Below are 24,999 nucleotides of genomic sequence, written 5' to 3'. Positions count from 1 at the left end.
ATTTATCGGGGGCTGTTTCTCAAATCGACTCCAGCCCGGACGACGGGCTGGCAGGGAAGAAGGAGATGGCCATGCGGAAACTCGCGTCCACAAAGCGTGGCTGGCGTCGAGCGGCGGCGGGTGTCGCTGCTCTTGCGACGGTTACGGGTGTCATGTCGGGGACGGCCGCGCATGCGGATGACCCGATTCCGACGTTCGACTTCGCGGACTGCCCGACGTTGCCGGCGCCGTACGTGAAGGAAGGCTCCATTTGTATGGAGGCGATCGTCACGAGCGGGACGTTCCAGCTGGGCAACTTCAACCAGCAGATCACGTCGCCGATCAAGATGACGTTCGCGAGTGCGTTGAACCCGGACACGCAGCTGTACACGCCGATCTTCGGGAAGATGCAGGCGGACAAGATGCTGGTCCAGCCCGGCATCTTCGGTGACCCCATCGTGACGGCGGTCTACGCCAAGCCGGAGTACGCGGGCGTCTTCGACCAGCCGACGGGGCCGGACTTCCACATCACGCTCGGCATGCAGATCCGCCTCACTAACCCGTTCCTCGGCGGTACGTGCCTGATCGGCAGCAGCGGCAACCCGATCACGCTGAACCTGACCACGGGCACGACCAACCCGCCCGCCGGTACCGCTCCGATCACCGGTAAGGCCGCGACGATCGTCCAGAGGACGCCGTTCGTGATCCGCTCGGCGACCCACGTGGACAACACGTTCTCCGTCCCCGGCGCCCAGGGCTGCGCCCTGGACATCGGACTCGTCAACGCGATCGTCAACCTCCAGGCGGGGATCCCGTCGGCGGCGGGCAAGAACCAGATGATCTTCAACGAGTACATCGGCCAGAAGGCGTACACCGCGCTTCCCTAGCGAAATGTAGGCACCCGAGTCGTGCCCGCCGCCCACCCGCAGCGAAGGGCACGACTCGTCCACCCGCACCCCGCGAAGGAGAGAAGATGAGACTCAGTAAGTCAGCACGTCGCGCGTTCTGCGCCACCGCCGTGGCCACCGCCGCGCTGGGCCTGGCGGCCGCCCCCGCCCAGGCACGCCAGGCCACACTGACCGATACGATCCCCACCTTCGACTACGCGGACTGCCCGTCCCTCCCCGCGGGCGCGGATGTCTCCGGCTCGTTCTGCTTTGAAACGATCTCCCCCAGCGCGAAAGTGACAATCGGAAACGTCACTCACGATATTTACAGCCCGCTCAAGACTACCTTCGGGAGCCCCTGGTCTGATGAATCTGGGTATGGCGCCAATATCTTTGGCGGACTGCGCAGCGAACCGTTCCAGGTAGCGACTCGGCAGGGGGAGCCTGTATATGCCCGAGTCGAATCTGCGGGTACCTCTGATTTGCTTCCAGGCTATCCGGGCCTGGATCTCCGATTCAAAATCAGGTTCACGGGGGCCGACCTCGGAAGTAACTGCACGGTCGGGACGGACGGTCATCCCATCTTCGCGCATCTGATCACCGGAACCACCACGCCCCCGCCTCCGTATCAGCCGATCACCGGAGTCCCATGGACGCTGGCCGCGCCGGGTGTTCACCAGGGAACGATGGTCGACAACACGTTCTCCGTTCCGGGGGCGAGCGGATGTGGCGACAGCGGCAACGCGTTCCTCAACCAGCTCGGCGGTCTGCCCGCACCGGCGGGCGCGAGTTCGATCGTGCTGCCGACGTACCTCGGTGCGATCTCCTACTCCAAGCTTCCTTAGGCCAGACAGCTCAGCCCATGTTCACCCTTCGGCAAGGAGAACCATGAGACTCAGCAAGTCTGCACGTCGCGCGTTCTGCGCCACCGCTGTGGCCGCCGCCGCATTGGGCCTGGCGGCCGCCCCCGCCCAGGCGCGCCAGGCCACACTGACCGATACGATCCCCACCTTCGACTACGCGGACTGCCCGCCCCTCCCCGCGGGCGCGGATGTCTCCGGCTCGTTCTGCTCAGAGGCGATCGCCAGCAGTGGAAGCGTGACGATCGGCAACGTCACCCACGCCATCGACACCCCGCTCAAGCTGACCTTCGGGAGTCCTTGGTTCGACGACTCGGGACCTACCCAGGTCTTCGGGGCGCTTCGCGGTGAGCGGTTCCAGGTGGCGACTCGGCACGGCGAGCCGGTCTATGCCCAGCCCGAGTACGCGGGTGCCTTCGAGTTCACCCCGGACGCGAACCTGAACCTCAGTTTCAAGATCAGGTTCACGGGTGGCGACCTCGGAAGCAACTGCACGGTCGGGACGAACGCCAATCCGATCTCCGTACATCTGATCACCGGCACCACCGCTCCGCCGCCCCCGTACCAGCCGATCAGTGGCGTCCCGTGGAGTGTTGCCGCACCGGGTGTGCACGCGGGAACGGTCGTGGACAACACGTTCCCTGTTCCGGCGGCGAGCGGGTGCAGTGACAACGGCAACGCGTTCCTCAACCAGCTCGGCGGCCTGCCCGCAGCAGCCGGTGCCAGCACGGTCATCCTGCCTCTGCACATCGGCATGATCTCGTACTCGAAGCTCCCGTAGCCGCACCCGGTCCAGCTTGTTGGGGACGTACTGCAATTACGGGAACGTTTGTGGCTACGCCCAATATGGCTGGCACGAGCTTCTGAGGGAAGGTCCGGGCGGCGGCATTGCTGTGTGCGTGCTGCCGCCCGGACGTGGCCCGTTCATCTGGCCTGTCGAAGAGACAGAGGCTGGTGCGTGAAGCGACTTGTATGCGCACAGGGTTCACCGCGCTGAGGTCACGATATGTGCGTGAAGCGGATGGCGGCCTTGGTGGTGGCGTCGGGGTCGGCGGTGGTCAGGGCGTCGAGGAGAGTTTCGGCGGATGACGCGCTGATGAGGGTGGTGCCGGCGGCGCGCCAGATTCCCCGGTTGTCCACGAAGACGTCCCAGTGCGGGTAGAGGTCGCGGAGGACGGCCGTTAGGAGTGTGCGAGCGCTCACGCGTGCGCGCGTAGGAGCGCCCATACGACCTTGCCTCCTTCCTGGAGACGTGCGAATCCCCATGCCGGGACCATGAGGTCCACCATCGCGAGGCCGCGTCCGGTCAGTCCGTCGAGAGTGAGGGGCTCGACGGACGGAAGTTTGGCGCTCGCGTCCAGTACCTCTATGACGGGGCCCGCGTCCGTATGGAAGACGCGTGTGGTGATGGGGTCGCCGTTGGCGGAGCCATGGCGGTGTGCGTTCGTGGCCAATTCCGTGACCACTGTGCGTGCGAGGTAGACGAGGTCGCCGTCGTACTCGTGCTCGGTGAACCAGTCCGCGACGAAGTCGCGAGCAGCCTTGATGGATTCGGGCTCGGATTCGACCTCCAGTACCGCGACGCCGGTCGGTGGCGGAGTCGGCCGAAGTTGGGAATCTGTGATCATCACCTGCGCCTCGAAAATGAGTCGGGAAGTTCTTGCGTTCTGTCATCATCCAGTCACGAAGCGACGTACGTTGAGCTGAGACCGGGGGAGCAGTCACGACTCACTAGCAGCGGTTACCGGGTGATGCCGGAGCCGGGTCAGGGGTTCTCATGGCCGCGAAGAAGATCGATCCGCACCTGCGCACGTTCGGCGCGAAGGTCAAGCGCTTCCGCGTGGAGGCGGGGCTCAGCCAGGCCGACCTGGCCAAGCTCGTCAACGTCACCCGCAGCTACATCGCACTCATCGAGCTCGGGCGCACGAGATGCCGCAAGGACTTCTCCGAACGGCTCGGCGCGGCCCTCAAGCGGAATGACGACGTCGCCGAGGCATGGGATGAGCTCGTCAGCAGCGCCAAGTACCCGCAGTACTACGTCGACTTTGCCACCCGCGAAGCCACGGCCACCATGCTTCGTACTTATTCCGCGGACATCGTGGAAGGCCTGCTGCAGGTCGAGTCGTACGCCCGCGCCATCCTGCCGAGTGACGCGGACCTGCTGGCCAGGCTGAAGCGTCAGGAAGTGCTCAAGCGGGATCCGGCGCTGACGGCGTGCTTCATCCTGGACGAGTCGGTTCTGCGGCGAGAGGTGGGCTCGCCCGAGGTCATGAACGAGCAGCTCAGGCATCTGATCGAGCTTTCAGGTCGGCCTGGGGTCTATCTTCAGATCTCACCCACGGCTTACTATCCGTTTGTCAAAGGGTCGTTCGCGATTGCGACTCAGAGCAATCGCGAGGAGTCCGCATATGCGGCTTCGGTCTTCGGGGGCGAAACTTCCGAAGAGACAGAGCACTTGACGAAGGCGAACGAGTTGTTCGCGATGCTTCAGGCGCGTGCTTTGAACGTGGCGGACTCACGCGACTTCATTGGGAAGGAGCTTGAGAACAGGTGGACGTGACCGAGCTTGAGTGGCGCAAGTCCACCCGCAGCCATGCCGACGGCGATCAGTGTGTCGAGGTCGCGGCGGCGGGAGCGGGTGTCCTGATCCGGGACAGCAAGGCCCCCCATGTGGGCCACCTTCTTGTCGACCGTGCTGTGTTCGGCTCCGCTGTGGGGTGGATCAAGCAACTGGGCCAGGCGTAGTCCTTGCAGAGGTGGTCACGATGACGGACGGCTCGTGGCGAAAGTCCTCCCATAGCGGTGAGGATGGCGATCACTGTGTTGAACTGGCCTGGGCACCTGAGGGGGTTGCGGTTCGAGACAGCAAGGCCCCGAAAGCTGGGCATCTACTCATGTCACGCAGCGCCTTCCGGCTTGCTGTTGCCAGCATCAACAACAGACGGGTGCTGGTGCCAGGGCGGTGATGAAGGCACGAAGGATGTGGGTGGCCGTCTCGTCCGGGACGGCCACCACTGCGGCTAGGGCAGCCGCGCTCGCCCGGCCACAGGAGGCTTGGGCCTCGCGGAGAGCGCCTGCAACGGGCATAGCGGGGTCGATGTCCGATACGCGTCCTTCGGCCAAGGCCGTGCGGGTCGCGTCCAGGCGAGTGGGCCTGCCGCGCAGGGAAAGCATGTCCTCGGCGTGGAGGAAGACTCGGCCTGCCAGGCGTCCATACTCTCGCAAGGTCTCTACGACGTCTGAATCCGCGCCGCCTAGTTGGGCGCCGATGCGGGCGGGGAACTCCAGGAGTGCTGAGAAGACTTCCTCTGCGGGAGTGCCGCTGCCGGGGTCGAGGCGTTCGGCTCTCAACGCTGCCAGCTCGCCGAGCCAATCCGAGAAGGACCATGCGATGTCCGGAGCGTGCACGGCCACGAGCCGGGTGGCCTGGGCCAGGAGGAAGTCTCCGGCGAGCACGACGCTGGTCGAGCTCCAGTCGACGCCACGAGACTCGGTCGGTGTCCCGCCAGGGCCGAGGAAGACCATGGCCCCCAGCGTTGCGAGTTCGATCGCGGAGCCGAGCGCTGCGTACTCCGGCGAGGGTGGCCGCCCGGCTGCGGCGAGTGCGGCGTAGAACGGGACAGCCGGCCGAAGTCGCTCGTGCGGAGACGAGTCGGCGGCGATCAGAAGCCTGGCAAGGAAGGGCCATTCGCCACGGATCGTTGCCACGCCGATCTCGTCACAGGCCGCCAGGAACGGAGCGAGGACCGCTCCGATCGCGCTGGGCAGTTCCATGCGCTCGGTACCCGTCAAGCTCGAAATGCCCTCGGGCAGCAGGACGGTGCGGCGTGCCTTGGCGAAGAAGGGACGGTCGCTGTCAGCGGTGGCGGAGAGGACTCGCCACGTCAGGTGATACCGGCGAGCGGCATGCCGGGCCGTCTCGAAGTAGCCCACATAGCTCGCGGCCAGCCGACTCCTGTACGCGGATGCGGCGCTGAGCGGGTCGTCCACGAAGTCGGCGATGCAATCCGCGGCGAGAAGGCCGCTCTCGACCGCCCCGCCGATACCTTCCCCGGTGAATGGATTGGCGAGGCCCGCGGCATCTCCGATGTGAAGACGGTCGTTCACTACAGCAGCCTCAGGGCTGAAGGTGCTGCTGAGTGGTCCCGAGTGGGGGACACCAATGGGGATGGCGTCGTGAAAACGCGGATCCGTCGCAGCGAGGTCGCGGAGGGCGCGCGCCATGAGGTCGACGTCCTGGACACCGAGCTGGGCGGTCCCCACCGTCACAACGCTGTCCTCTGAACTGGGCGTCACCCAGACGAACACCGGTGTCTCACGCGGATCGGATGTAGCGGGGGCCGGAAGCCGCATGACGATCGATTCGTCCAGGCGAACGCCGGTCAGCCGCTGAGCCACCGCGGTTCCGTTGGGAGAGCCGGACGGAGCACCCGTTGCCATGACGATGTGCCGTGCCGTGACGGTCACACCCGAAGACAGCTCCACCATGTGTGTTCCGCCGGGAAGCAGAACGATCTCGGTTGCCTTCGCGTTGAGGTGTGTCGCTCCTGCGTCTGTGGCGGCCCGGATGAGGCCACCCCGCAGGGCACCATCGGAACAGGCCGCGGAGCCTGTGACCGCGAGCCCACGTGGACGACCGTCCCCGCAGCGGAGCTCCGCTGAGTCGATCTTGAGAATCGGCAGGCGAGGAATGGCGTCCAGGAGGGTCAGCGCACGCACGGCGGGACCGCTGAGGAGGACGTCATGGCTCTCGCCGGGAGGGACGAGTGGTCCGACCAGCAGGGGACGGATACCCCGGCGGGCGAGTGCGAGAGCGGTGGTTGCACCGGCAGGGCCCGCACCGACGATCAGGACGTCGGTGGAGATGTCGTCGGGCACGTCGTCTCCCTGAGCAGAGTCAAGTAAGCGGCGAGGCCTTCGAGAGCCTCGCCTGGTGGGAGTTCAGTCAATGCGCTCTCGCAGGTGGCGAGCTGATCCTCGGCCAGAGAACGGGCTGCCGCGAGGCCGCCAAGGTCGATCACCAGTGCCCTGACCTTGGGGCCGTCCTCAGGACGAAGGGCCGGGTCCATGAGCAGGGCTGCCAACTCGCCTGTGTGGTCCCGGTGGAGAGCGCAGAGTGTGGGCGCGCCGAAGACACCGAGGAGGTGATCGTTGCCGTCCGGCTTACCGGAGCGCGCATCGGGATCCAGGTCGAGGCAGTCGTCCAGAAGCTGGAACGCCACGCCGAACGCGGTTCCGAACCGGGCGAGTAGACGGGCCACGTCCGGTACGAGGCGTGCCTCGGCCGCCCCGAGGACGCAGCACAATTGGAAGAGGTCGCCCGTCTTCCGCTGGGCCAGCTCGAGGTAGTCGTCCAACGAGAGCCGGGTGTCGAAGGCGCGCTCGACGTCCAGCATCTCGCCGTAAGCCAGTCCTGCGGCGGCCTCAGCGACGGCACGGCTGATTCCCGCACCCAGCTCGGCGGCCTCCATTCCGGCGAGGGAGAAGCACGCGAGGCCGGCCAGCGAGGCCCGCTCCGCACCGAACTTCGCATGGGCGGACGGGACCCCACGCCGGATGTCCGCGCGGTCGATCACGTCGTCATGCAGGAGCGAGGCCAAGTGAAGGAGCTCCACCACAGCCCCGAGCCGCGCCGTTCGGCCGGGGTCGGCGCCCCCGGGACCGAACGCCGCACATGCCGCGACAAGGGAGGCCCGGAGGAGCTTGCCGGGCCTCCCCGCCAGCTCGACGACCGCCGGACGGACCGCCACCGGCAGACTGTTCGCCAGCTCTACCATGCGCCGGACGACACGCTCGTTGTGGTCGGCCAGGATCATTCGAACGGCGCCGACGGTGTCATGTCCACGGTAGGTACCGCCTTCAGCGCGGTGTAGACCTGCTGTGCCAGGGCGTCGTTGTTCATGAACGCGATCATCTGCGTCCGGTTCATGCCGAGCATCTTGACGAGGACCTGGTCGTACATGGTCCAAGCGGCTTTAGCTTCTTCCGCGGTGAGGACCGACTGGCTCAGCCCGTCCATGATGAAGACCGTGTCCCGCAGATGCTGCTCGGTCACCGTCGCCGTCGAGGTCGGGTCCGTGATGACGTTCGCGATGAAGTCGCGGTACCGGGTGTGGAACTGCTGCGCGTAGTACTGCTCCTCGGTTGTGGGGGTCTTCCCGGCCAGCCGGTCCTTGACCATCTGGCTGTTCATATACGTGCCCTGAATGAGCAGGCGGCCGACCGGCGACTGCATCAGGTAGCTGTCGCGCAACTGGTCCGCTAGGGCGTTCTCGCTGGTCAGGTCAAAGCCGTAGTAGCTGCCGATGGTGCCGAGAAGCGGACAGGGGATCAGGCCGAAGTCGGGGTAGGTCTTGCCGTCTCCGCCTTCGCAGGCGATCGAGCCCGAGTCGCCGAGCAGCGAGAAGAACGGCACGAAGATCACGTTCTTGATGGTGATCTGCCCGACCGGAGATCCCGCGTCGACCTTGATGGTGTTCCCGATGCTCATCACGGTGCCGGAGCTGTAGGCGGATGTCCGACCGACCTTCTCCAGCTTCATGCCGACGGTGGGTGCCTTTGTGCAGTTGGACGCTGACGTGGCGTTCGGGAACTTGAAGTTGAGCTGCGTGCGCGTTGTCTCAGCGACCGTCAGGTAGCAGAACCCGTAGTTGTTGCCCGCAATTGTCATGCCGACCGCCGGATGAGTTGGGCTGATCTCAGGCATCAGGTCGTTCGCGACGGCGGTGGTGTTGCCGATGCCGGATGCGAACCCGGCCAGCGCCGCATCGACCTCGGTGCCGTCTTGGAGCGGGACGTACCGCTTCAGTGTGCCGATCGGTTGCGTGCCCGCGTTGGCCGCGAACCCCGGCTGGATGATGCTCTCCCCGGCCTTCGCTTGGTTCGATCGTCCGACGGCGTGGGCGGCCGTCAGCATCGCTGGGGCATTGTCGGTGAGGTCGATGACGGTTGCGCCATAGGTGGCCGTGACGTTGCCGGTGACCTGGTTGGAGATGCCGCATCCCTGGCGGGGCGGTCGGAACGCCGCGTCGATCGGTCCTGCCAGTGTTGTTGTCCCGTCCGGTGCGACGAGTCCGGCTCCGAGAGTCGGAGCCGGCCCGGCCTCCACCACGTCCACGCCCCAACGCACACCGTCGATCGTGACCGTGTCCGGAAGCAACCTGCGGCGGCTGATCAGAGCCTTCGGGCGCTTCTTCTCCACGAGGACGGTCACAACGGGCTCTTCTTGCCAAGACCCACGGCGCAGCCTGAATCCAAGGCCGACGCCGACCACATTCGGGTCGCCGTGCAGGTACTGCTCCACCAACTGGTCTCGTGCACGTTCAAGCTGGCCATGCGCGTGCGCGGTAAACCTCATCGGCGGTCCTCCAAATGCTGAACGGGAAGGGGCTGCTCGCCGCGCTCACCGAGGTGACGCAGACCGCCCACCCACATCTGCGCGGGGTGACTGGAATTCGGATCGAACGCCGATGACACCGTCGCGATCGCGAGCGCCGCCACCGCTTCGACGGACGTCCGATGCTGGTAATCGGAGGAAAGCCGACCGATCTCGGCAAGCAATCGCGCCCTGCCCTTGCGGTCCGCGCCACGTGCGAGCAAGGCGTCGGCGCCAGCGGCGACATGCTTCGCACGCTCAGCATCGAGCCGTTGTACCGCCTGGTCAAGCCGTGCCTCGTCCGCGCGGGATTCAGGCGTTCCGTCCTCCCCGAAGTCGGGGAATCGCACCGGCACCCGCGCGCCTGCCTTCGCGACCGCCAAGATGACGGCCCGCTGCCTGTCACTCAGCAGTGCCTCGACTCCGTCCGCGGAGATTCCCTGCTTCGATCCGACCGCCACCACGGTGGCGGATCCGACGATCCCGGCGGCTCCGATCACCGCCCGGCGACTCAGTCGGGTTCTGTCGTCACGCGCCGCGCTCACCCTCGACCGCTCCTTTGTCTGAATCGTGCTCGAGTATGAGATGAGGAGTTGTTAGTTGAGGCGGAAAGATCCGTACACAGAGGCATTGTCGCCAGGATTGATCAGCGTAGGATCGCAGTTGATATCGACGCTGGTCACCTGCAGGTTTCCGCCCTTGAGGGTCACTGTATGGGTCCGGTGATTGAAGGTGAAGTTGATCATTCCGCCCCCGGAGGGTCCCGCGATGGTCGCGTGACAAGCATCTGAGCCCACGACTTGTACCGTAAGTCCGCCAGCCTTCGGGGATATGATCGTTCCATTTGATATTGCCGTATTAACGTCCATCGATGTAAGGCTGATCTGGAGAGGGTATGAGGTGATGGTCATTGTGTAGGTGAGTCCCGAGGGGCCATTGCATGCGCCGTTCGGGTTGGCCGGAGAAGTGAGGGAAACGGCGGTGGCGTTCGCAAATCCCGTGAGGGTGCTGCCAACGGGAACTGTGGCGACCTGCCCGGAAGCCGTCCCCTTGGTGCAGCTGATTGCAGCGCCGGTTGTCTCGTCCTTCCCGGTGATGTTCCCGCTGTTGGTCATCGTGAAGGTCTTGGGGGCGGTCGCTGCCGCCCTGATGGCAGAGGGGGTTTCGGGTGCAGCATTCGCTCTGTTGGACTTGGGGGTGGATTCGACGAGAGAGAGGCCGAGTGCCGTGGTGGCGCCTATCACGGCGAGTGTGATAACGGATTTTTTCACAGGACTCTCCGGTGGAAGGTTCGGATAGCGTGCGGGGTGATGTGCAGGCTTGCAGGTTTCCACCGCTGATCCGGATCTCGCGAACGCGGCGGTTCTCATCGTTCCGGTGTTCGGCCTGGAGGACAGTGAACGCCCGCAGACTAACCTTGACTCAGTGGTCAAGCAATGGTGAATCGAAAATTCCCCCGAAGTGACAAAACGCAAGTGAGGGTGTGTTCGTTAGCGCTTAGCCTGAGTCTTGATTGGTGTCAATAGTCGATGACCTCGAAGAAGTTGCCAAGGGTGTCTCTCGCGCGACCGACTGTGGCCCCCTGAGGCTGCACCGTGTGTGCCTGTCGACGGCGCGGGCAACCGCTACTGCCCTGACCCGACTAATCCGGCTTGTGTGGAGATGGAAGTGCGCCCTCGGATTCTTGCCGCCGCCTGTGGTGCGGTCTGCACTTCGCCCTACGGGCGTCTGTGTTCGGCGACATCATGCAGTGACGTGCATAGTCGTTGACCAGCGCAGTCGGTCCTCCTAGCGTCCCAGTCACGACCACGCATAGCTGGGAGGGCGCGATGGACGAAGTCGAACTGACCCGGATCGCCGGGACGTGTACTCGGGACGACTGTCCGACGGTGTATCGCACCGATAGGGGGACGCTGGCGGTGCAGGGTGACCACCTCAAGGGGCATCGGACGCCGGAGGGCGAGGCGGTCGTGGAGATTCCCGAGGAACTGCTGCGGGAGGCCGTCCGTGCTCTTGGCTGGTGACGACTGGCGCAACTTCTTCAACTCCTACCGGCACGACGCCTTCCGGCTGGAGACGCTCCCCGCCTACGGGGTTCCCGAAGAAGACGAAGAGTTCCGGGTCTGGCGGGAGACGGGACGTCTGGACATCCCCGCGGACGACCCGTGGCTCGTCCGCGTCCGCCACTACCGGGAGACCGGACGTGACATCGGACGCGTCCACGTGCTCACCCGCCCCCTGACGGAGTACCTGCGGTTCGAGTTCGCCTTCTACCCGCACAGTTCGGAGGCGGGGGAGGAGATCCGGATCCTGGACGTCACCGACCGTCCGAACCCACTCGCGAGAGCCCAGGACTTCTGGCTCTTCGATGACACCCACATCGTCCTCATGCACTACGCGAACGACGGGACGCAGATCGGCCGCGAACTCCTGGGCGACGCCGACCCGTCCCCGTACATCGAATGGAAGTGCCTGGCCCTCGCGCACTCCGTCCCCTTCCCGGAGTACGCCGCCGGGTGACCCTTGACCCCCAACGAGCCGGCGACGATCGCCAAAGGCTGGCCCGTGCCCTGCGAGACCTGCGGAAAGCGTCGGGCCTGTCCGGAGAGAGACTGGCCCGGCGCTGCAACATGTCCCAGTCCAAGATCTCCCGTATCGAGAACGGCCGGGCGCTGCCGTCGGTTGTGGACGTCGAGCGCGTCCTGCTGGCGCTGAGCGTGGACGCGGCGACCCGTGACGAACTGCTGAACCTGGCGCGGGTCGCGAACACCGAGTTCCGGGACATTCGCGCGTCGGTGCGCCGAGGGCTGCATCACCGGCAGCGTGAACTCGCGGCCCTCGAAGGCACGGCCACCCACATGCGCTACTTCCTGCCGTCCCTGGTCACGGGGCTCCTGCAAACACCCGAGTACATGCGGGCTGCCATGGACATGCCCATCGAGCCGGCAAAGGGGGACACGACGCGGGCTGTTGCCCTGAAGCTGGAACGCCAGCGGGTTCTTCACGACCCTTCTAAACGGTTCGAGTTCCTTCTCACTGAGCAGGCCGTGACATGGCGCCTTTGTGCACCTCCGGTCATGGCCCTCCAGCTGGACCGCCTTGTTTCCCTGTCACGTCTCCCTAACGTTCGCATCGGCGTGGTGCCGACGACCCGCGACCTTGGCGTCGGGCCGATGAACACCTTCACCCTGTACGATCGGCATCTGGTGACGGTCGAGACGTTCACCGGCCAAATCGTGCTTCGCGATCCGAAGGACATCGCCCACCATGTGAGCCTGTTCGCATACTTCTCAGATCGATCCCTGTGGGGAAACGAGTCCAGATCATTCTTGCTGGCGGCGTCCCGTGAATTCATGCGGCCACGTGAATGAACCGCATCGCGTCACGGGAAAGGGAATACCTTTCCCGTGACGGGATCTTGCCGAAGCTTCAACGGGGTCGAGTGCCATTCGGCCTGCGGATTGTGGAGCTCGGCGGGATCCGACTCGGTTCCGATGAAGGGAGAACGTTCGTGGCTGCTGGGACGAACCGGTACCTGTTCAAGGTCAGTACGTTGTGCAACGGTGAGGACGCCGGGTGCGGGTGTGTGGAGGTCGCCACCAACCTCGCGGACGCGGAGACCGGCGGGACGATCGGGCTCCGCGACTCCAAGACCGGCGTCACCTCGGTGTTCACCCGCCACGAGTGGGAGGGCTTCATCCAGGGCGTGAAGGCCGGAGAGTTCGACATCTGACCGACCGGCGGGCCTGGCCCTCGTCCCTGGTCGGGAGGGCCAGGCCACTCCTTATACCCAGGGGAGACAGTGGCGACGTTCGATCACGACTACTGGCGGGACGCGTCCCCGGCCATATGGGAACGGCGAGGGCTGCACTGGCACTGCCACTCGTCCCGCATGGACGGCGAGACCTACGGCAACGAAGCGGCACGACGTGACCCGGCGATGGACCACGCCCCGAAGGTGATCAGGGACTGGCTGCGAAAGCCCACCCGCACGATCCGGTGCGTGGCCACGACCCCGGAGGACGGCATCGCCTGGCTCCGCGCCCAGTGGACCCCGATCAGAGACCACATCGGCCAGGAAGCGGACGCCATCCCTGACCAGGTCAGATTCGGACGAGCCCTGCACGACCTCCGATCCGGGAACGACGTGTGCTGGGGACACTGGCTCGGCGGCACCACCCACCTCCACCTGGCGCTGATCGGCACGCCCGAGACCTGCCACTGACACCCCACGACCAAAACGCGGCGGCCGGACACCCGGACCTCCTCCTCAAACGGCGGCTCACCCGGAGCGCCCTCGAATCCGGCGAGGCACCGCTCCTCCCTGCCGCGCCCGCTCGTGGACGGCCACCGTCCAGGCCGTCCACGATTCGCCTACCGACTCAAGCGAGGAAGCCGCCGGTTGAGTCCTGTGACGCGCACGCGCGGCGCGTCGATCACCATGATCGGGACGGGTCTCACACCCCCGGGTTCCGGCCGCCGCCGGAACCCGCCCCCCGAAAGGACGCCCCGACATGAAGCACCCCAAGGCCGCCCTCGCCGCCGCCGTCGCCACGTTCGCCCTCGCCCTCGGCGGCCTGACCGGATGCGGCGCCAAGTACGCCGAGCCGTTCAAGGACGCCCCGCGCTCCGGACACGACAACGGCGTCCCCGCCGACCTCATCCGCATGCCGGACGGCTTCAGCAACGCCGCCACCAAGTGCGACCACGGCAACCGCATCTACACCGCGTACCACGGTGACCAGCCGTACGGCTCGATCGCCGTCGTCCCACAGGACCCCACCTGCCGCAACGTCACCCCCTGACGCCTCCGCCGCACCGCCACCCTCGGCGGGGCGGGGACACCCTCCAACCGCCCTCCGCCCAGCCGCGGTTCAGCCGGGCGCCCGACGCCCCCGCCCGGAAGCTCTCACCCAGGCGAACCGGCCGCCCGGCCGCTGCGGCCGGTCAGCTCCTGCGCGAGATGACCATGATGTATTCGCAGGGGGCGTCCGTCCGGTTGGCGAAGCCGTGGTCCGCGTCGGCCTGGAGGAACAGGGAGTCGCCCGCGTCCAGGGTCTCGCTGATCCCGCCGACCGCGACCGTCAGGGACCCCTCGATCACCATGAGCTGCTTCTCCGTCCCCGGCGGATACGCGGGCAGCAACCCGGTCGACACCTGCGCCGGAAGATAGTGGACGACCATCTCGGCCCGTCCCGCCCCCGGCGCCGCCGACACGATGTGCCGCTCGAAACCGGTCTCCGGGTCACGGAACACGGCCCGGTCGTTCTTGCGCATGACCACGGCCACCCCGGACGCCGCAGCGCCCGGCGCACCGATCAGATCCGACAGCGACACCTCGAGCGCATGCGCGATCCTGGACGCGACGCCGATCGTCGGGCTCTTCTCACCACGCTCGACCTTGGACAGCATCGCCCGGCTGACCGACGACCGCTCGGACAACTGTTCCAGCGTCAGGTCCGCCTCCTCACGCCGCCGCCGCACGTTCCCGCCGAACGCCCCGGCCAGGTCGTCCCCGTCCCGCGTCCCGTCCGCGCCTCCGCCTTGCCCGATCACCGTGCTCCTCGATCGCTGGGTTCCTCGCCGTCCACAGTGTATGTATTCTCCTAAAGAAGATACAGTCTCCTATAGAAGATGTGACGGAGGATTCCATGCGCCTGCTCTCGACCGGCCGGCTCCACGCCACGTTCGAACTCGGCGACCTGCGAGTGGTCTCGCTGCGGGACGGCTACATCGACATGCCGCCCACCCGCCTCCGCGACGAGGACGGCTGCGCCCTCGCCGAACTCCCCGCCGCCGTCCCCCTCGCCGGCGACAACCTGCGCCTGTCGGTCAACGCCTTCTACGTCACCGACGGCACCCGCTCGCTCCTCATCGACACCGGCGCGTCCAACGCCTGGCACGACCCCACCATGGGCCTGATCTACGAAGCCCTCGACGAAGCGGACGTCGACCGCGCCCAGATCACCGACGTGGCCATCACCCACAAACACGAAGACCACGTGAGCGGCCTCATCACCCCGGACGGCTCAGAAGCCTTCCCCAACCTCGAACGCGTCTGGATCGGCGCAGGCGACACCTCGGTCTTCACCGGACGCCTCGCCCCCCTCCGCGACCGCGTCGTCCCCGTCTCCGAAGAGGTCGCCATCAACGACTGGGCCACCGCCATCCCCAGCCCGGGCCACACCCCCGGCCACACCGTCTACGACATCGCCAGCGGCCCCAGCCACCTCCTCGCCTGGGGCGACACCGTCCACGTCCCCACCCTCCAGTTCACCCACCCAGAAGTCACCTGGGAACTCGACAACGACCAACCCCAAGCCCGAGCCGCAAGAGCAGCCCTCCTCGACCGCCTGACCCAGCCCCACCACTACGTGGCCGGCGCCCACCTCGACTCCCCAGGCATCGCCCGCATAACCCCCACCACCCCCACCAGCTACACCCTCACCTACCTGGCCCCCTCAACCACCTAACCCACCCCACCACCGCCCGCCCGCTCCCCGACCAGAGGAGCGGGCCCACACCACCCCCACCCCTCCGAGACGACCCGCCCTTAACACCCCGCCACCCCTCCCACACCCCGGCCCCCGGCCGCCACCACAACGCCACGCCCCAGCGCACACACCCGAACCCGCCCCCGCGCGAGCGTCCGCCCAGCGCTACGGCCACCCGCAGGCAGTGATAAGCCTCCGGCGGAGGCGGGAAAGTGGCCGGATGTGGCCACGGCCTGCTTGCCAAATCCCGCCTTCTCCGGCGATGCCCCGCAAGTCGCCTTGGCCTCCCGTTCGCCACTGTCGGTGACGATCGGTAGCTTCTCGTGACATGCCAGGACGACGACACGATGGCGTCAGAGCCGTCCTTCACGCCCACCCCGAACTGTCCAGCTGGGCACTGGCCACGTTCGCGGGCACCGAACTCCCCGACATGCCCTGGACGATCGGCGACAACGAGGCCAACACTCGCCCGTCCCGCGACCTCCACAGCGACGTCCTCACCATCGGAGGTCAGGCCCAGGCACCGGCCTGCCTCGTCATCAACGAGTTCGAGACCGTCCTCAGTGAGAAGAAGCTCGAACGCTGCGTCGAGTACGCGGTCGCCTGGTGGCTGTACCACTCCAAGCCGACCGCCGGCGTCCACGTCTGGTCTTCACCCCCGACCCCAGGGCGGACGAGTACCGGCGCACGGTGACCGTCAAGTGCGGAGCCCTCGCGCTCACCCTCGACATCTGCATCGTCGGCCCCAACCAGATCCCGAAGATCGAGACCACCCGGCAGGTCGCCGACAACCCCAGCGTTGCGGCGCTGTCCGTCATGGCCCACGGCCACCTGGACGGCACCTGCGAGCGCTTCCTCGGAGGGCTCAAGGACGCCGGAAGTGTCGAACACGCAATGCGATACATTGACTACGCGCTGGAGATGGTGGAAGGCGCGGCGAAGAGCAACCTGGAGGTTCTCTTGACCATGAGCACCGAGAATGAGGTCGTCAGCGAGTTCAAGCGCACCCAGCAGGCCATCGGCAAAGTGCAGGGCAAGGCCGAGGGGGAAGCCAGGGGTAAGGCTCTGGCCGCGGTTCAGCTCCTGGAGCATCGCGGGATGAAGGTTCCTGCGGACATGTGGGCTCGCGCGGACGCGTGCACCGACCTGGAGCAGGCGGAGCGGTGGTTCAAGCGCTCCCTCGACGTGGAGCGTGCCGAAGACCTGCTGGACTGACTCAATCTGATGGCGGACGGGAGCATGTGCCGTCCGCCATCACGATTTGTGAAGCTCCCCATCGCTGGACACGTCTGAGTGGCCGATCTGGAGGTTCTCCACGCATGAGCACTGACCACGAGGTCGTCAGCGACTTCAAGCGCGCCCAGCAGGCCATCGGCGAAGCCCGCGGCAAGGCACGGACCAAGGCTCAGGGCGCCCTGGAGGTCCTGGAACATCGCGGGGTGAAGGTCTCGGCGGACATGTGGACTCGCGCGGACGCGTGCACGGATCTGGAGCAGGCGGAGCGGTGGTTCAAGCGGTCGTTCGACGTCGAGCGGGCTGAAGATCTGCTGGACTGACGTGATCTGACGGCGGACGGGTGTGTGTGCCGTCCGCCGTTGGTGTGTTCAGAGTTCGTAGTCCTCGGCCAGGTCGTTCCAGGGGAGGTCGGCTATCGCCGTGGCGGCGAAGTCGGGGACGGGGGTCGCCAGGTCGTGCTGGAACCAGATGACCGTCAGCCGTGAGCGGTGGAGGACCTCGTCAAGGTTCGGGTCGACGCAGGTCGAGGTGAACGAGCCGCGGCAGTGGAAGGCGGGGAGCTCCTCGACCGGGCCGAACGGGAGACTCGAGCCCGTGCCGCGATCCGGGTAGTGGCGTTCCGGGGTGATCACGTGGCGCGGGGACGTCCGGTACGGCGTCTCGGGGCCCCTGGCCAGGCTCGCCAGGAGGCGATCGTTGAGCAGCGCGCACGGATAGCCCTCCAACAGCCCGTCGTTGGTCGAGGAGATCTCCAGGTTGTTCAGCGCGACCTGGCGGCCGGAGGTGAGGGTGATCGTGGCGAGCGGCATGGCGGGATTGTGGCAGGACGTCCCCTCCCTGGGTATTGGGTTTTGGGCCGGTTGATCCTGGTTCGGTGGGTAGCCTCGGCGGATGTCGCACAATGTCGCGCTCGCGAACGTTCTCGCTCACTGCGGTGGTGACCCGGAGCAGGCCGCCCAGTATCTGTCGCAGGCGATCGCCGGTGAGCCGCAGGACCCCGCGCCGTATGCGGCCGCCGTCGAGTTGATGGGCGGGTTCGGAGGGCTTCCGGACGATGACGCCCGGGTCGCGCCGGTGGTGGCCTTTCGGTACTTCCTGGACGGACGCATGGACGACGCCGTTCTCGTCCTCGGGGCGCTCGGCGGCGTCAGCCCCAGGATCGCGTGGGCGGACGCCCCGTGGTTCGCCGATGAGCGCTTCCTCGCCCAGGTCGGCGCCGAGGCGCTCTGTGAAGGGGGCCTTCGGCTCTTCGATCACGGCGCTGAGCCGGAGCAGGTAGGGGCGGGGCCGTGGCTTCGGGCCGCCGAGGCGGTCGCGGATCGGGTGGACGACGCCGAAGACCTGGCCAGGATGGCGATCCTTCTCCGCACCTTCGGCCGTCCGGACGAGTCGCTGGCGCTCTGCGACCGTGCCGACGCGGCCGGGTCGAGCGTGTTCACCGAGGTCGTCCGCGCGGGGACCTGGCGCGTCCTCGGGAAGCTGGACGAGGCGGCGGCCGCGTTCACCCGGGCGGTCGACCTCGAACCGGACAACTGGTCGCTTCATCTCGACCTGTCCGACCTACACGCCACCCGGGGCGACCATGCCGCCGCGCTCGCGGCCGCTGAGCAGGGGCTTCGTCACGCGCCGGACGAGCCGAAGCTGCGGGCCGCCCGCGCCGCCCACCAGGCCCGGGTCACCGGGACGCCCGAGGCGTTCGCCGAGTTCGAGCGTGAGGCGGCGCAGCTTGAGCCCGGTTACCGGGACTGGCTTCGGCGGCAGGCCGGAGGCGAGGCCGCCCGAATCCCCTAGCGGGAGGGGGCCCAGGTGGCGGAGGATGCGGGACGGGCTGGTGGTGGGACGGCTTCCAGGGGGCTGGAGCTGCCGGACGCGGGGGTCGCGTTTCGGTGGCTCCAGCCCCGGAAGGCGCTATCGAACGTCAGCAGCGTCGTTCGAGACCCGTTGCCGACCTCTCGTGGGCCCACGGCGGCCACTTGCACGGATTCGGACGGTGGTGGTGATGGTGCGGGCGCACCACGACCGTGGTCTCGTCCGTGCAGTCCCTGCGGGCCTTCCGCTCCGGGGACGCCGTGCACTGCCAGCTGACGGTGTTGTGCAACAGGCCGGGCCTGAAGGCGCGGACGGTGTAGGTGATCTCGGCGGTCTGGCCTGGGAGCAGGTCTCCGGTCCAGGTCAGAGAGCGGCCGGTGCGGTCGACGGTGCCGGTGGTCGCGCGGACGGGCCCCACGATGAAGCCGTTGTCGAGCACGTCGGCCAGGTCGTCGGTGACGGTGGCGCCGTGGAAGGTGTGGGCGCAGGTGTTGGTGACGCGGATGCGGTAGCGCACCACGCCGCCGACGAGGACCTTGGTCCGGTCAGCGGTCTTGTCCACGTGGATGTCGTCGTTGGAGCACTCCTCCGGAGGAGGGACGGGGCACGAGCCGGCCTCATAGGTGAGCGTCGCCTCCCCGTCGCCCTGGCGGACGCCGGTCTCGTACGTGGCTCCGGTGGGGCCGAGGCTGGATCCGCCTCCTCCACCTCCCGCGTACACGGTGTTGGACGTGGAGGAGCCACCGGCGCCTCCGCCGTGCGCGCCCCCGCCGCCTCCGCCACCCGCTCCCATGTGCGGGTCCGCGAGGTCGACCGCGCCGTCTCCGCCGACGCGTCCGATCGCGTCGCCGCCGGGGACGCCGGGCTGGTCGAACTCCGAGATGGGCTGCCCGCCCGCGCCGCCCGTTCCGCCGTTGCCCCCGGACGCGCCGCCGCCTCCCGCGCCGGGTTGGGCCGGGCTGCCGCCGTTGGTGCCGGCCTGACCGCCGTCGCCGCCCGGGCCCAGCGGTTCGCCGGACAGATGGCCCGCGCCGCCGCCTCCGCCTCCGGCGATGACGAGCGGCTCCAGGGCGAGAGCGACGGTCGTCGCGCCGCCTCCACCGGCGGCGACGCCGCCGTTGCCGGGACTTCGGTCGCTCCGGAAGGCGCCGGGTTGACCGCCGCCGCCGTAGCCGCCCGCCGCGGGTGTGGACGTAATGGCGGATCCGCCCGTGCCCGCGCCGCCGACGTCGATCGTCAGCACGTCCCCGGGAGTGACCGGGACGGTCGCGTGGACGCCGCCGCCCCGGCCGCCAGGGGAACCGTAGAAGGCGTCGCCGCCCGCGGCTCCGAAGGCGTCCACCTTCAGTTCGCACACTCCTTCGGGGACCGTGAACTCCTGCGGGGACCCGGTGTAGGCGAACGTCCGGATGGTCTCCTGCGCGTGGGCGTCGGCCGGCACGAGCGCCAGCGACGCGGTCATCGTGGCTCCCACGGTCAGGGACAACCACCGAGAGTTAAGAATGATCACATACAGCAACATATGTTTGATCAAGTCACGTCCCGGCACGTCTGCGGCAATGATCTCCCCATGCCCGTCATCGCCCGAAGGGTGTTGATCGCCCCGGGCGAGATGGCGGAGGATGCGCACGAGGCGGTGTCAGGAGGAGGACGGGTGGACGACGCTGAAGTGCGGGCCCAGCTGGAGCGGGTGCGGGGGCGGATCTCCGAGGAGGAGAGCGTTCCGGAGCTCGATCTTCAGGCGAATCTGCGGCTGATGGGTCTGCGGATCCGGGCCGCGTGGCTGCTCGTCGCGGACGGACGGTACGACGACGCCGTCAAGGCGGCCGAGGGGGCGAACCGGGCGCGGAGTGCGGCGATGGCGGCGTCCTCGGGGCCGGGGTACGGCGGGGCCGTCTCGTGGGAGGCGTGCGAGGTCGAGGCCGTCACGTGGCTCGCCCGGGGGAAGTGGCGGCGCGCGGAGAAGGCGGCGCAGCGGGCGCTCAGCGACTTCGACGAGCAGATCGACAACTACCGGCTCTTCGAGCTGGCGCAGCAGGCGCAGGGGAAGGTCCGTGCCGACCGGGTGTGGAAGGCGTTCGAGGACCCGGCGCAAGCGCTGGCCGAGTTCGACGCCCACGCCTACGCGATCAGGAAACTCGGCGACGGAGCCTGAGCGGTAGCGTCCGGCGTTTGATCACCAGCGCGCTGCTCTCCAACCCGGACCCGGACGACCGGGACGAGGCGCTCACCGCCCTCGTCCCGGCCCGCGTCGAGCAACTCGCCGCCGAGCCGGCCCTGCCCCTCGACCGCGTGATCGCCTGGGGCTTCGTCAAGGCCGTCCTGTCGGACGTCTGGACGGCCGAGGACTGGAACCCCGGCGACACCCGGTCCCCGCTCAGCCGCGCCCACGACGTCGCCCGGCTACTCCGCCCGCGCCTCTCCCGACTCCGCTTCGCGCATCACGACCGGCGGGTGACCCAGCTCGGCCGCGACCTGCGCCGCGTACTCGGCGTACTCGCGGACCTCCTCGTCCTCGTGGTCCAGGGCGCGTTGCAGCAGGTCGAGAGTCTCGTCGTCCGCCCGCGCGCCGCCCGTCGCCATCAGCAGCGCGACCAGGGACTTCGGCGCGTCGGCGTAGGAGTCGGCGAGCTGCGTGCGGAGCATCTGCTCGCTCCACGCCGACATGTGCTCGCCCACGGTGGACCGGATCGCGATCGCGCGCTCCTGCGTGTCCGCGCGGACGAACAGCGCCTTCACCCCCACCTCATCGCACTCCACCTCCATCAGGAGGTTGTCGCCCGCCTTCCACACGTCCGCGAGCGTCTCGCCGCCGAACCCGCCCGACCCGTACTCCTCGAACGACAGGTCCGTGGCTGCGGTGACGGCGGCGAGGAGCGCGTCGTCCACACCGTCCTCGAGCCGGATGACCAGGGCGCACCAGTAGCGGCCGCCCTCCACGATCTGGAACATCGATTCGTCCACCTTCGGGAGCCTGAAAACCCGCCAGCGTAGTGACGCCCGGCTCCCGGCGAAGGGAGATCCAGAACCTTTCCGCTCACGCGTCGCGGAGGCGGAAGAGCAGCGCGCCCAGCGCCAGGCACCCCGCGGTGTACAGGGCCAGGACGCCCAGCCCGTGCCAGGGGGAGAGCGGCAGCGCCGCGAGGTTCTTCGTCGCCTGCACCGACAGCCCGGCCTTCATCGGCGCGTACTTCTCCAGCCTTAGCTTCCAGTGCTCGGACGCCACCAGCCGCGTCAGGATCGGCACCGCGTACAGGACGCTCAGCACCGTCATGATCGCGACCCCGGAGTCGCGCAGCGCCGTCGCCAGCCCGAGGCTGAGCAGGGCGACGAGCCCCAGGTAGAGGACGGTCCCGGCGGCGGCGCGCAGGGTCGCGCCGTCCGTCAGGGGGAGTGCGGCGAACCCGTCCGAGGCCACGACGAACCGTCCGGCCACCAGCGAACCCGCGACGCCCAGCACCCCGCAGACGGCCGCGAGGACGGAGACGACCACGGCCTTGGCCGCGAACACGCGCAGCCGCCGGGGCATCGCGACCAGCGTCGGGCCGATCGTGCCCGTCCCGTACTCGGCGCAGACCGTGAGGCAGGCCAGGACGACCATCGTCGCCTGCCCGTACTGGATCCCGCCGAGCACCAGCTTCGGCAGGTCCTGCGGGCCGTCCGACGCGCTGACGGCCGTCGAGACGAGCGTGCCTACCAGCACGGTCAGCGCGCATGTCGCGAGCAGCAGCCACGCCGTGCTGGACAGCGTCCGCAGCTTCGTCCACTCCGCGTGCAGTTCCCGGGTCACGCGTCCCTCCCGCGCCACTCGCCGCCGCGCGTCACGCGTCCCTCCGGCGCAGCTGCCACCACGCGAGCAGCATCGCGGCCACCACGTACAGGACGGGGACGGCCAGGCCGGCCCACGGCGACAGCGGGTAGCAGCCGTCCTCCGGAAGACACGCCTCCGAGGTGAACGAGTAGTGCGGCGCGCTCTGCTGGATGGCGAACCCGGCTGCGGGCGTCGCGCTCAACAGGAACCGCGCCACCCCGAGCGGCAGCGCGGGCGCGAGGATCTGCGGGATCAGCACCACGACCAGCACCACCGCGATCGCCGCCGCGCTGTGCCGGAACACCGCCCCGAACGCCATCGCGAGGACGGCCACCAGCGCGACCAGCAGCGCCGACCCGAGGACCGCCCGCAGCGCCGCCGGATCGGACAGACTCCACCGCGGGAACCCCGGCGGTTTGAATCCGGACGACCGCAGCCGCGACTGCGCCATCGGGAACGCCACCGCCAGCGCGGCCGCCGACACGGCGAACACCGTCACACCCAGCACCAGCGCCTTCGCCACCAGCATCCCGCCGCGCCGCGGATGCGCCGTGAACGTCGTCCGGACGAGCCCGTGCCGGAACTCCGACGTCATCGACAGCGCGCCCACGGCCACCACCACGAGTAGCCCGACGAGCGCCCCCTGAAGTCCGCGTTGCACCAGGTCGGAGCCGCGCGGCAGCGGTCCGAACTCACCCGATCCGGTCACGGTGACCGTGCCGCCCGAGAAGGACGACCCGTCCTTCACCTCCGGCGCGGGATCGTCGCCGGGCGGCCCGCCCATGAACGGGCCGCCGATCTTCGTGTCCGTCCACGTGCCGGGATGCGCGCCCGTGACGTTCAGGTGGTCGAAGACGCCGACCGCGTGCGCGGGCAGGTCGTTGATGCTCAGCGCCCCGAAGTTCCGCTTCATCTCGGTGTACGCCGGTGACCCGGTGAAGATCCCGGCCTGCGCGGTCGCCGGGACGCTTCGCGGCGTCACCGTGCCCGCCTTCTTCCACGTCGTCCCGTCGTCCGAGACGGAGGCCGTGAACCGCGAGCCCGCCCGCGTCAGCCGCAGCCACTTCGCGGACGACGCCACCTGCTCGTCATGCAGGAAGTCGTGCTGCAACCGCACTCCGTGGCCGGGCGTCACCATCAGCGCCACGAAGGACGCGCCGGGCGCCGTGCCCGCCCTCACCATGATCCCGGCCTTCGCCCACGGCACCGTCTTCGACCCGGGCGCCCCGCCCTCCACGCGGCTCGTCAGCGACGTCACGCGCGCCGTGATCGTTCCGTCCCCGCGCAACTCCTGGCGGACGAACTGGAGCCCGTCCCGCACCTTCTTCCCCTCGGGCCCGGTCGGCGGCCCGTCCTCCCGGCCGCCCGCGTGCTGCACACTCCCGCCGGACGCCCCCAGCAGCGACACCACCACCATCGCGGCCGCCGCCGCGAGCAGCGTCAGCGTCCACCGGCGGACCGTCCGCAGCTTCGTCCACTCGGCCCGGACCTGCCGGAACAGCACGGCGCTCATGCCGCACCGCCCGGAACGCCCTGGAACTCGGCGGCGTCGCGTGTCAACTCCATGTACGCCTCCTCCAGCGTCGCCCGATGCGCGCTGACCTCGGCGAACGGCACCTGGGACGCCCCGAGCGCCGCCACCGTGGCCTCCGCGTCGAGCCCGGTCACCGTGAGCGCGTCCGCGCCGACCGACGCGACCGTCCCGCCCGCGTGGCTGAGCACCGCCATCGCCTCGGCGGGCGCGCTCGTCCGCAGCGCGACCCGCCCGCCGGACGCCGCCGACAGCAGCTCCGGGACGCTCGTGTCCGCGATGACCCGGCCCCGCCCGATCACCACCAGGCGGTCCGCCGTGTCCTCCAGCTCGCCCATCAGGTGACTGGACACGAGCACCGCGCGGCCCTCGGCGGCCAGCGACCGCAGCAGCCCGCGGATCCACACGATGCCCTCCGGGTCGAGGCCGTTGACCGGCTCGTCCAGCATCAGCGCCCGCGGATCACCGAGCAGCGCCGCCGCGATCCCGAGCCGCTGCCGCATCCCGAGCGAGTACCCGCCGGCCCGGCGCTTCGCCGCGCCGCCCGCGAGCCCCACCCGCTCCAGCACCTCGTCCACGCGGCGCGACGGGAGCCCGGCGGCGTTCGCGATCCAGCGCAGGTGGTCGCGTCCGCGCCGCCCGGGGTGCAAGGCCGACGCGTCCAGCATCGACCCGACCGCGCGCAGCGGATCCCGCAGCGACCGGTACGGACGGCCTCCCACGAGCGCCCGCCCGCCGTCCGCGGCGTCCAGGCCGAGGATGATCCGCATCGTCGTGGACTTCCCCGAGCCGTTCGGCCCGACGAACCCCGTCACCAGGCCGGGCCGCACGGTGAACGACACTCCGTCCAGCGCACTGACCTGCCCGTACCGTTTGCGCAGGCCGTCGACTTCTATCTCCATGCCTGACGACGCTAGGCGGGGCGGCGGGCGCGGCGCGTCCCCCACGTGAGCGGTCTTCGCCGTCCCCGGTTCGAGGGGCGGGTCCCCCACACGAGCGATGGCGGGATGTCCGGAA

General features: G+C 68.4%; 32 protein-coding genes. 18 read left to right on the top strand and 14 right to left on the bottom strand.

Features of this window, described 5'->3' with window-relative positions:
- Nucleotides 1–254: 254 nt before the first annotated feature.
- The 3 genes from EBO15_RS06745 to EBO15_RS06740 all read left to right on the top strand — a co-directional run bounded on the left by EBO15_RS06745 (nucleotide 255) and on the right by EBO15_RS06740 (nucleotide 2,507).
- Nucleotides 255–866, top strand: coding sequence for a hypothetical protein (locus EBO15_RS06745; protein WP_122193423.1), 612 nt, complete (start codon nucleotides 255–257; stop codon nucleotides 864–866).
- Nucleotides 867–952: 86 nt separating this feature from the next.
- A complete protein-coding gene (locus EBO15_RS43545) occupies nucleotides 953–1,711 on the top strand; it encodes a hypothetical protein (protein WP_147481401.1) in 759 nt (252 codons plus the stop codon).
- A gap of 43 nt (nucleotides 1,712–1,754) precedes the next feature.
- Complete coding sequence (locus EBO15_RS06740) at nucleotides 1,755–2,507, top strand: hypothetical protein (RefSeq protein ID WP_147481400.1); 753 nt, start codon at nucleotides 1,755–1,757, stop codon at nucleotides 2,505–2,507.
- Between the two features lie 218 nt (nucleotides 2,508–2,725).
- Here the strand turns inward: EBO15_RS06740 and EBO15_RS06735 are convergent, their stop codons facing one another.
- Both EBO15_RS06735 and EBO15_RS06730 read right to left on the bottom strand, forming a co-directional pair.
- A complete protein-coding gene (locus EBO15_RS06735) occupies nucleotides 2,726–2,929 on the bottom strand; it encodes a hypothetical protein (RefSeq protein WP_122193421.1) in 204 nt (67 codons plus the stop codon).
- Nucleotides 2,926–3,354 (bottom strand): ATP-binding protein, encoded by a 429-nt coding sequence (locus EBO15_RS06730; RefSeq protein ID WP_147481399.1) that lies wholly within the window; start codon nucleotides 3,352–3,354, stop codon nucleotides 2,926–2,928. The genes EBO15_RS06735 and EBO15_RS06730 overlap by 4 nt, the downstream gene beginning before the upstream one ends.
- A 149-nt stretch (nucleotides 3,355–3,503) precedes the next feature.
- Between EBO15_RS06730 and EBO15_RS06725 the strand changes: the two genes are divergently transcribed.
- Genes EBO15_RS06725 through EBO15_RS06715 form a run of 3 tightly spaced genes read left to right on the top strand, consistent with a single transcriptional unit; the run spans nucleotide 3,504 to nucleotide 4,692 of the window.
- Nucleotides 3,504–4,286, top strand: a complete 783-nt coding sequence (locus EBO15_RS06725; RefSeq protein WP_122193419.1) for a helix-turn-helix domain-containing protein — start codon at nucleotides 3,504–3,506, stop codon at nucleotides 4,284–4,286.
- The gene (locus EBO15_RS06720; protein WP_122193418.1) at nucleotides 4,277–4,471 is read left to right on the top strand and encodes a DUF397 domain-containing protein; all 195 of its coding nucleotides are present in this window, start codon (nucleotides 4,277–4,279) and stop codon (nucleotides 4,469–4,471) included. The genes EBO15_RS06725 and EBO15_RS06720 overlap by 10 nt, the downstream gene beginning before the upstream one ends.
- A gap of 20 nt (nucleotides 4,472–4,491) precedes the next feature.
- A complete protein-coding gene (locus tag EBO15_RS06715) occupies nucleotides 4,492–4,692 on the top strand; it encodes a DUF397 domain-containing protein (RefSeq protein ID WP_122193467.1) in 201 nt (66 codons plus the stop codon).
- On the opposite strand, the gene EBO15_RS06710 is transcribed toward EBO15_RS06715, so the two are convergent.
- Genes EBO15_RS06710 through EBO15_RS43540 form a run of 5 tightly spaced genes read right to left on the bottom strand, consistent with a single transcriptional unit; the run spans nucleotide 4,658 to nucleotide 10,435 of the window.
- Nucleotides 4,658–6,604 (bottom strand): lycopene cyclase family protein, encoded by a 1,947-nt coding sequence (locus tag EBO15_RS06710; RefSeq protein WP_122193417.1) that lies wholly within the window; start codon nucleotides 6,602–6,604, stop codon nucleotides 4,658–4,660. The two genes, EBO15_RS06715 and EBO15_RS06710, sit on opposite strands and share 35 nt — an antisense overlap.
- Entirely contained in the window at nucleotides 6,574–7,542 is a 969-nt protein-coding gene (locus EBO15_RS06705; RefSeq protein WP_199744364.1) for a polyprenyl synthetase family protein, read from the bottom strand. Before EBO15_RS06705 ends, EBO15_RS06710 begins: the two co-directional genes overlap by 31 nt.
- Complete coding sequence (locus EBO15_RS06700) at nucleotides 7,539–9,083, bottom strand: hypothetical protein (protein ID WP_147481398.1); 1,545 nt, start codon at nucleotides 9,081–9,083, stop codon at nucleotides 7,539–7,541. Before EBO15_RS06700 ends, EBO15_RS06705 begins: the two co-directional genes overlap by 4 nt.
- Nucleotides 9,080–9,646, bottom strand: coding sequence for a hypothetical protein (locus EBO15_RS06695; RefSeq protein ID WP_147481397.1), 567 nt, complete (start codon nucleotides 9,644–9,646; stop codon nucleotides 9,080–9,082). The genes EBO15_RS06700 and EBO15_RS06695 overlap by 4 nt, the downstream gene beginning before the upstream one ends.
- A 51-nt stretch (nucleotides 9,647–9,697) precedes the next feature.
- Nucleotides 9,698–10,435, bottom strand: coding sequence for a hypothetical protein (locus EBO15_RS43540; protein WP_147481396.1), 738 nt, complete (start codon nucleotides 10,433–10,435; stop codon nucleotides 9,698–9,700).
- Between the two features lie 495 nt (nucleotides 10,436–10,930).
- Here EBO15_RS43540 and EBO15_RS06685 point away from each other — a divergent pair, with 495 nt between their 5' ends.
- The 6 genes from EBO15_RS06685 to EBO15_RS06660 all read left to right on the top strand — a co-directional run bounded on the left by EBO15_RS06685 (nucleotide 10,931) and on the right by EBO15_RS06660 (nucleotide 13,906).
- Entirely contained in the window at nucleotides 10,931–11,125 is a 195-nt protein-coding gene (locus tag EBO15_RS06685) for a hypothetical protein (RefSeq protein ID WP_122193413.1), read from the top strand.
- A complete protein-coding gene (locus EBO15_RS06680; RefSeq protein WP_122193412.1) occupies nucleotides 11,109–11,621 on the top strand; it encodes a DUF6879 family protein in 513 nt (170 codons plus the stop codon). The genes EBO15_RS06685 and EBO15_RS06680 overlap by 17 nt, the downstream gene beginning before the upstream one ends.
- On the top strand, nucleotides 11,564–12,472 hold the full coding sequence (locus tag EBO15_RS06675) for a helix-turn-helix domain-containing protein (RefSeq protein WP_122193411.1): 909 nt from the start codon (nucleotides 11,564–11,566) through the stop codon (nucleotides 12,470–12,472). The genes EBO15_RS06680 and EBO15_RS06675 overlap by 58 nt, the downstream gene beginning before the upstream one ends.
- 140 nt (nucleotides 12,473–12,612) lie before the next feature.
- Entirely contained in the window at nucleotides 12,613–12,834 is a 222-nt protein-coding gene (locus tag EBO15_RS45820) for a DUF397 domain-containing protein (RefSeq protein ID WP_233616019.1), read from the top strand.
- Nucleotides 12,835–12,903: 69 nt separating this feature from the next.
- Nucleotides 12,904–13,326, top strand: coding sequence for a hypothetical protein (locus tag EBO15_RS06665; protein WP_122193409.1), 423 nt, complete (start codon nucleotides 12,904–12,906; stop codon nucleotides 13,324–13,326).
- Between the two features lie 289 nt (nucleotides 13,327–13,615).
- The gene (locus EBO15_RS06660; RefSeq protein ID WP_122193408.1) at nucleotides 13,616–13,906 is read left to right on the top strand and encodes a hypothetical protein; all 291 of its coding nucleotides are present in this window, start codon (nucleotides 13,616–13,618) and stop codon (nucleotides 13,904–13,906) included.
- Between the two features lie 142 nt (nucleotides 13,907–14,048).
- On the opposite strand, the gene EBO15_RS06655 is transcribed toward EBO15_RS06660, so the two are convergent.
- Complete coding sequence (locus EBO15_RS06655) at nucleotides 14,049–14,657, bottom strand: helix-turn-helix domain-containing protein (protein WP_122193407.1); 609 nt, start codon at nucleotides 14,655–14,657, stop codon at nucleotides 14,049–14,051.
- A gap of 95 nt (nucleotides 14,658–14,752) precedes the next feature.
- Between EBO15_RS06655 and EBO15_RS06650 the strand changes: the two genes are divergently transcribed.
- From EBO15_RS06650 to EBO15_RS06635, 4 genes are all read left to right on the top strand, one after another.
- Complete coding sequence (locus tag EBO15_RS06650) at nucleotides 14,753–15,574, top strand: MBL fold metallo-hydrolase (RefSeq protein WP_122193406.1); 822 nt, start codon at nucleotides 14,753–14,755, stop codon at nucleotides 15,572–15,574.
- A gap of 349 nt (nucleotides 15,575–15,923) precedes the next feature.
- The gene (locus EBO15_RS06645) at nucleotides 15,924–16,289 is read left to right on the top strand and encodes a hypothetical protein (RefSeq protein WP_122193405.1); all 366 of its coding nucleotides are present in this window, start codon (nucleotides 15,924–15,926) and stop codon (nucleotides 16,287–16,289) included.
- Nucleotides 16,286–16,810 carry a hypothetical protein gene (locus tag EBO15_RS06640; protein ID WP_122193404.1) on the top strand — a complete coding sequence of 175 codons (525 nt, stop codon included), beginning with the start codon at nucleotides 16,286–16,288 and terminating at the stop codon, nucleotides 16,808–16,810. The genes EBO15_RS06645 and EBO15_RS06640 overlap by 4 nt, the downstream gene beginning before the upstream one ends.
- Nucleotides 16,811–16,914: 104 nt before the next feature.
- On the top strand, nucleotides 16,915–17,151 hold the full coding sequence (locus tag EBO15_RS06635; protein ID WP_199744363.1) for a hypothetical protein: 237 nt from the start codon (nucleotides 16,915–16,917) through the stop codon (nucleotides 17,149–17,151).
- A 48-nt stretch (nucleotides 17,152–17,199) separates the two neighbouring features.
- On the opposite strand, the gene EBO15_RS06630 is transcribed toward EBO15_RS06635, so the two are convergent.
- Nucleotides 17,200–17,640, bottom strand: coding sequence for a hypothetical protein (locus EBO15_RS06630; RefSeq protein ID WP_122193403.1), 441 nt, complete (start codon nucleotides 17,638–17,640; stop codon nucleotides 17,200–17,202).
- A gap of 82 nt (nucleotides 17,641–17,722) precedes the next feature.
- Here EBO15_RS06630 and EBO15_RS06625 point away from each other — a divergent pair, with 82 nt between their 5' ends.
- The gene (locus tag EBO15_RS06625; RefSeq protein ID WP_122193402.1) at nucleotides 17,723–18,622 is read left to right on the top strand and encodes a tetratricopeptide repeat protein; all 900 of its coding nucleotides are present in this window, start codon (nucleotides 17,723–17,725) and stop codon (nucleotides 18,620–18,622) included.
- 127 nt (nucleotides 18,623–18,749) lie between these two features.
- Here the strand turns inward: EBO15_RS06625 and EBO15_RS06620 are convergent, their stop codons facing one another.
- Nucleotides 18,750–20,102, bottom strand: coding sequence for a DUF11 domain-containing protein (locus EBO15_RS06620; RefSeq protein WP_122193401.1), 1,353 nt, complete (start codon nucleotides 20,100–20,102; stop codon nucleotides 18,750–18,752).
- Nucleotides 20,103–20,294: 192 nt separating this feature from the next.
- Between EBO15_RS06620 and EBO15_RS06615 the strand changes: the two genes are divergently transcribed.
- Nucleotides 20,295–20,795, top strand: a complete 501-nt coding sequence (locus tag EBO15_RS06615) for a hypothetical protein (RefSeq protein WP_122193400.1) — start codon at nucleotides 20,295–20,297, stop codon at nucleotides 20,793–20,795.
- 248 nt (nucleotides 20,796–21,043) lie between these two features.
- Here the strand turns inward: EBO15_RS06615 and EBO15_RS06610 are convergent, their stop codons facing one another.
- The 4 genes from EBO15_RS06610 to EBO15_RS06595 all read right to left on the bottom strand — a co-directional run bounded on the left by EBO15_RS06610 (nucleotide 21,044) and on the right by EBO15_RS06595 (nucleotide 24,884).
- Entirely contained in the window at nucleotides 21,044–21,604 is a 561-nt protein-coding gene (locus EBO15_RS06610; protein WP_147481395.1) for a hypothetical protein, read from the bottom strand.
- A 73-nt stretch (nucleotides 21,605–21,677) separates the two neighbouring features.
- The gene (locus EBO15_RS06605; protein ID WP_122193398.1) at nucleotides 21,678–22,430 is read right to left on the bottom strand and encodes an ABC transporter permease; all 753 of its coding nucleotides are present in this window, start codon (nucleotides 22,428–22,430) and stop codon (nucleotides 21,678–21,680) included.
- 31 nt (nucleotides 22,431–22,461) lie between these two features.
- Nucleotides 22,462–23,964, bottom strand: a complete 1,503-nt coding sequence (locus EBO15_RS06600; RefSeq protein WP_122193397.1) for a DUF1349 domain-containing protein — start codon at nucleotides 23,962–23,964, stop codon at nucleotides 22,462–22,464.
- Nucleotides 23,961–24,884: an ABC transporter ATP-binding protein gene (locus EBO15_RS06595; RefSeq protein ID WP_122193396.1), complete on the bottom strand. Its 924-nt coding sequence runs from the start codon at nucleotides 24,882–24,884 to the stop codon at nucleotides 23,961–23,963. The genes EBO15_RS06600 and EBO15_RS06595 overlap by 4 nt, the downstream gene beginning before the upstream one ends.
- Between the last annotated feature and the right edge of the window lie 115 nt (nucleotides 24,885–24,999).

The organism is Actinomadura harenae (assembly GCF_003696215.1).
GTDB classification, from domain to species: Bacteria; Actinomycetota; Actinomycetes; order Streptosporangiales; family Streptosporangiaceae; genus Spirillospora; species Spirillospora harenae.
The sequence above is the reverse complement of the archived record's forward strand: the minus strand, read 5'-3'. Positions and strand labels throughout refer to the sequence as shown.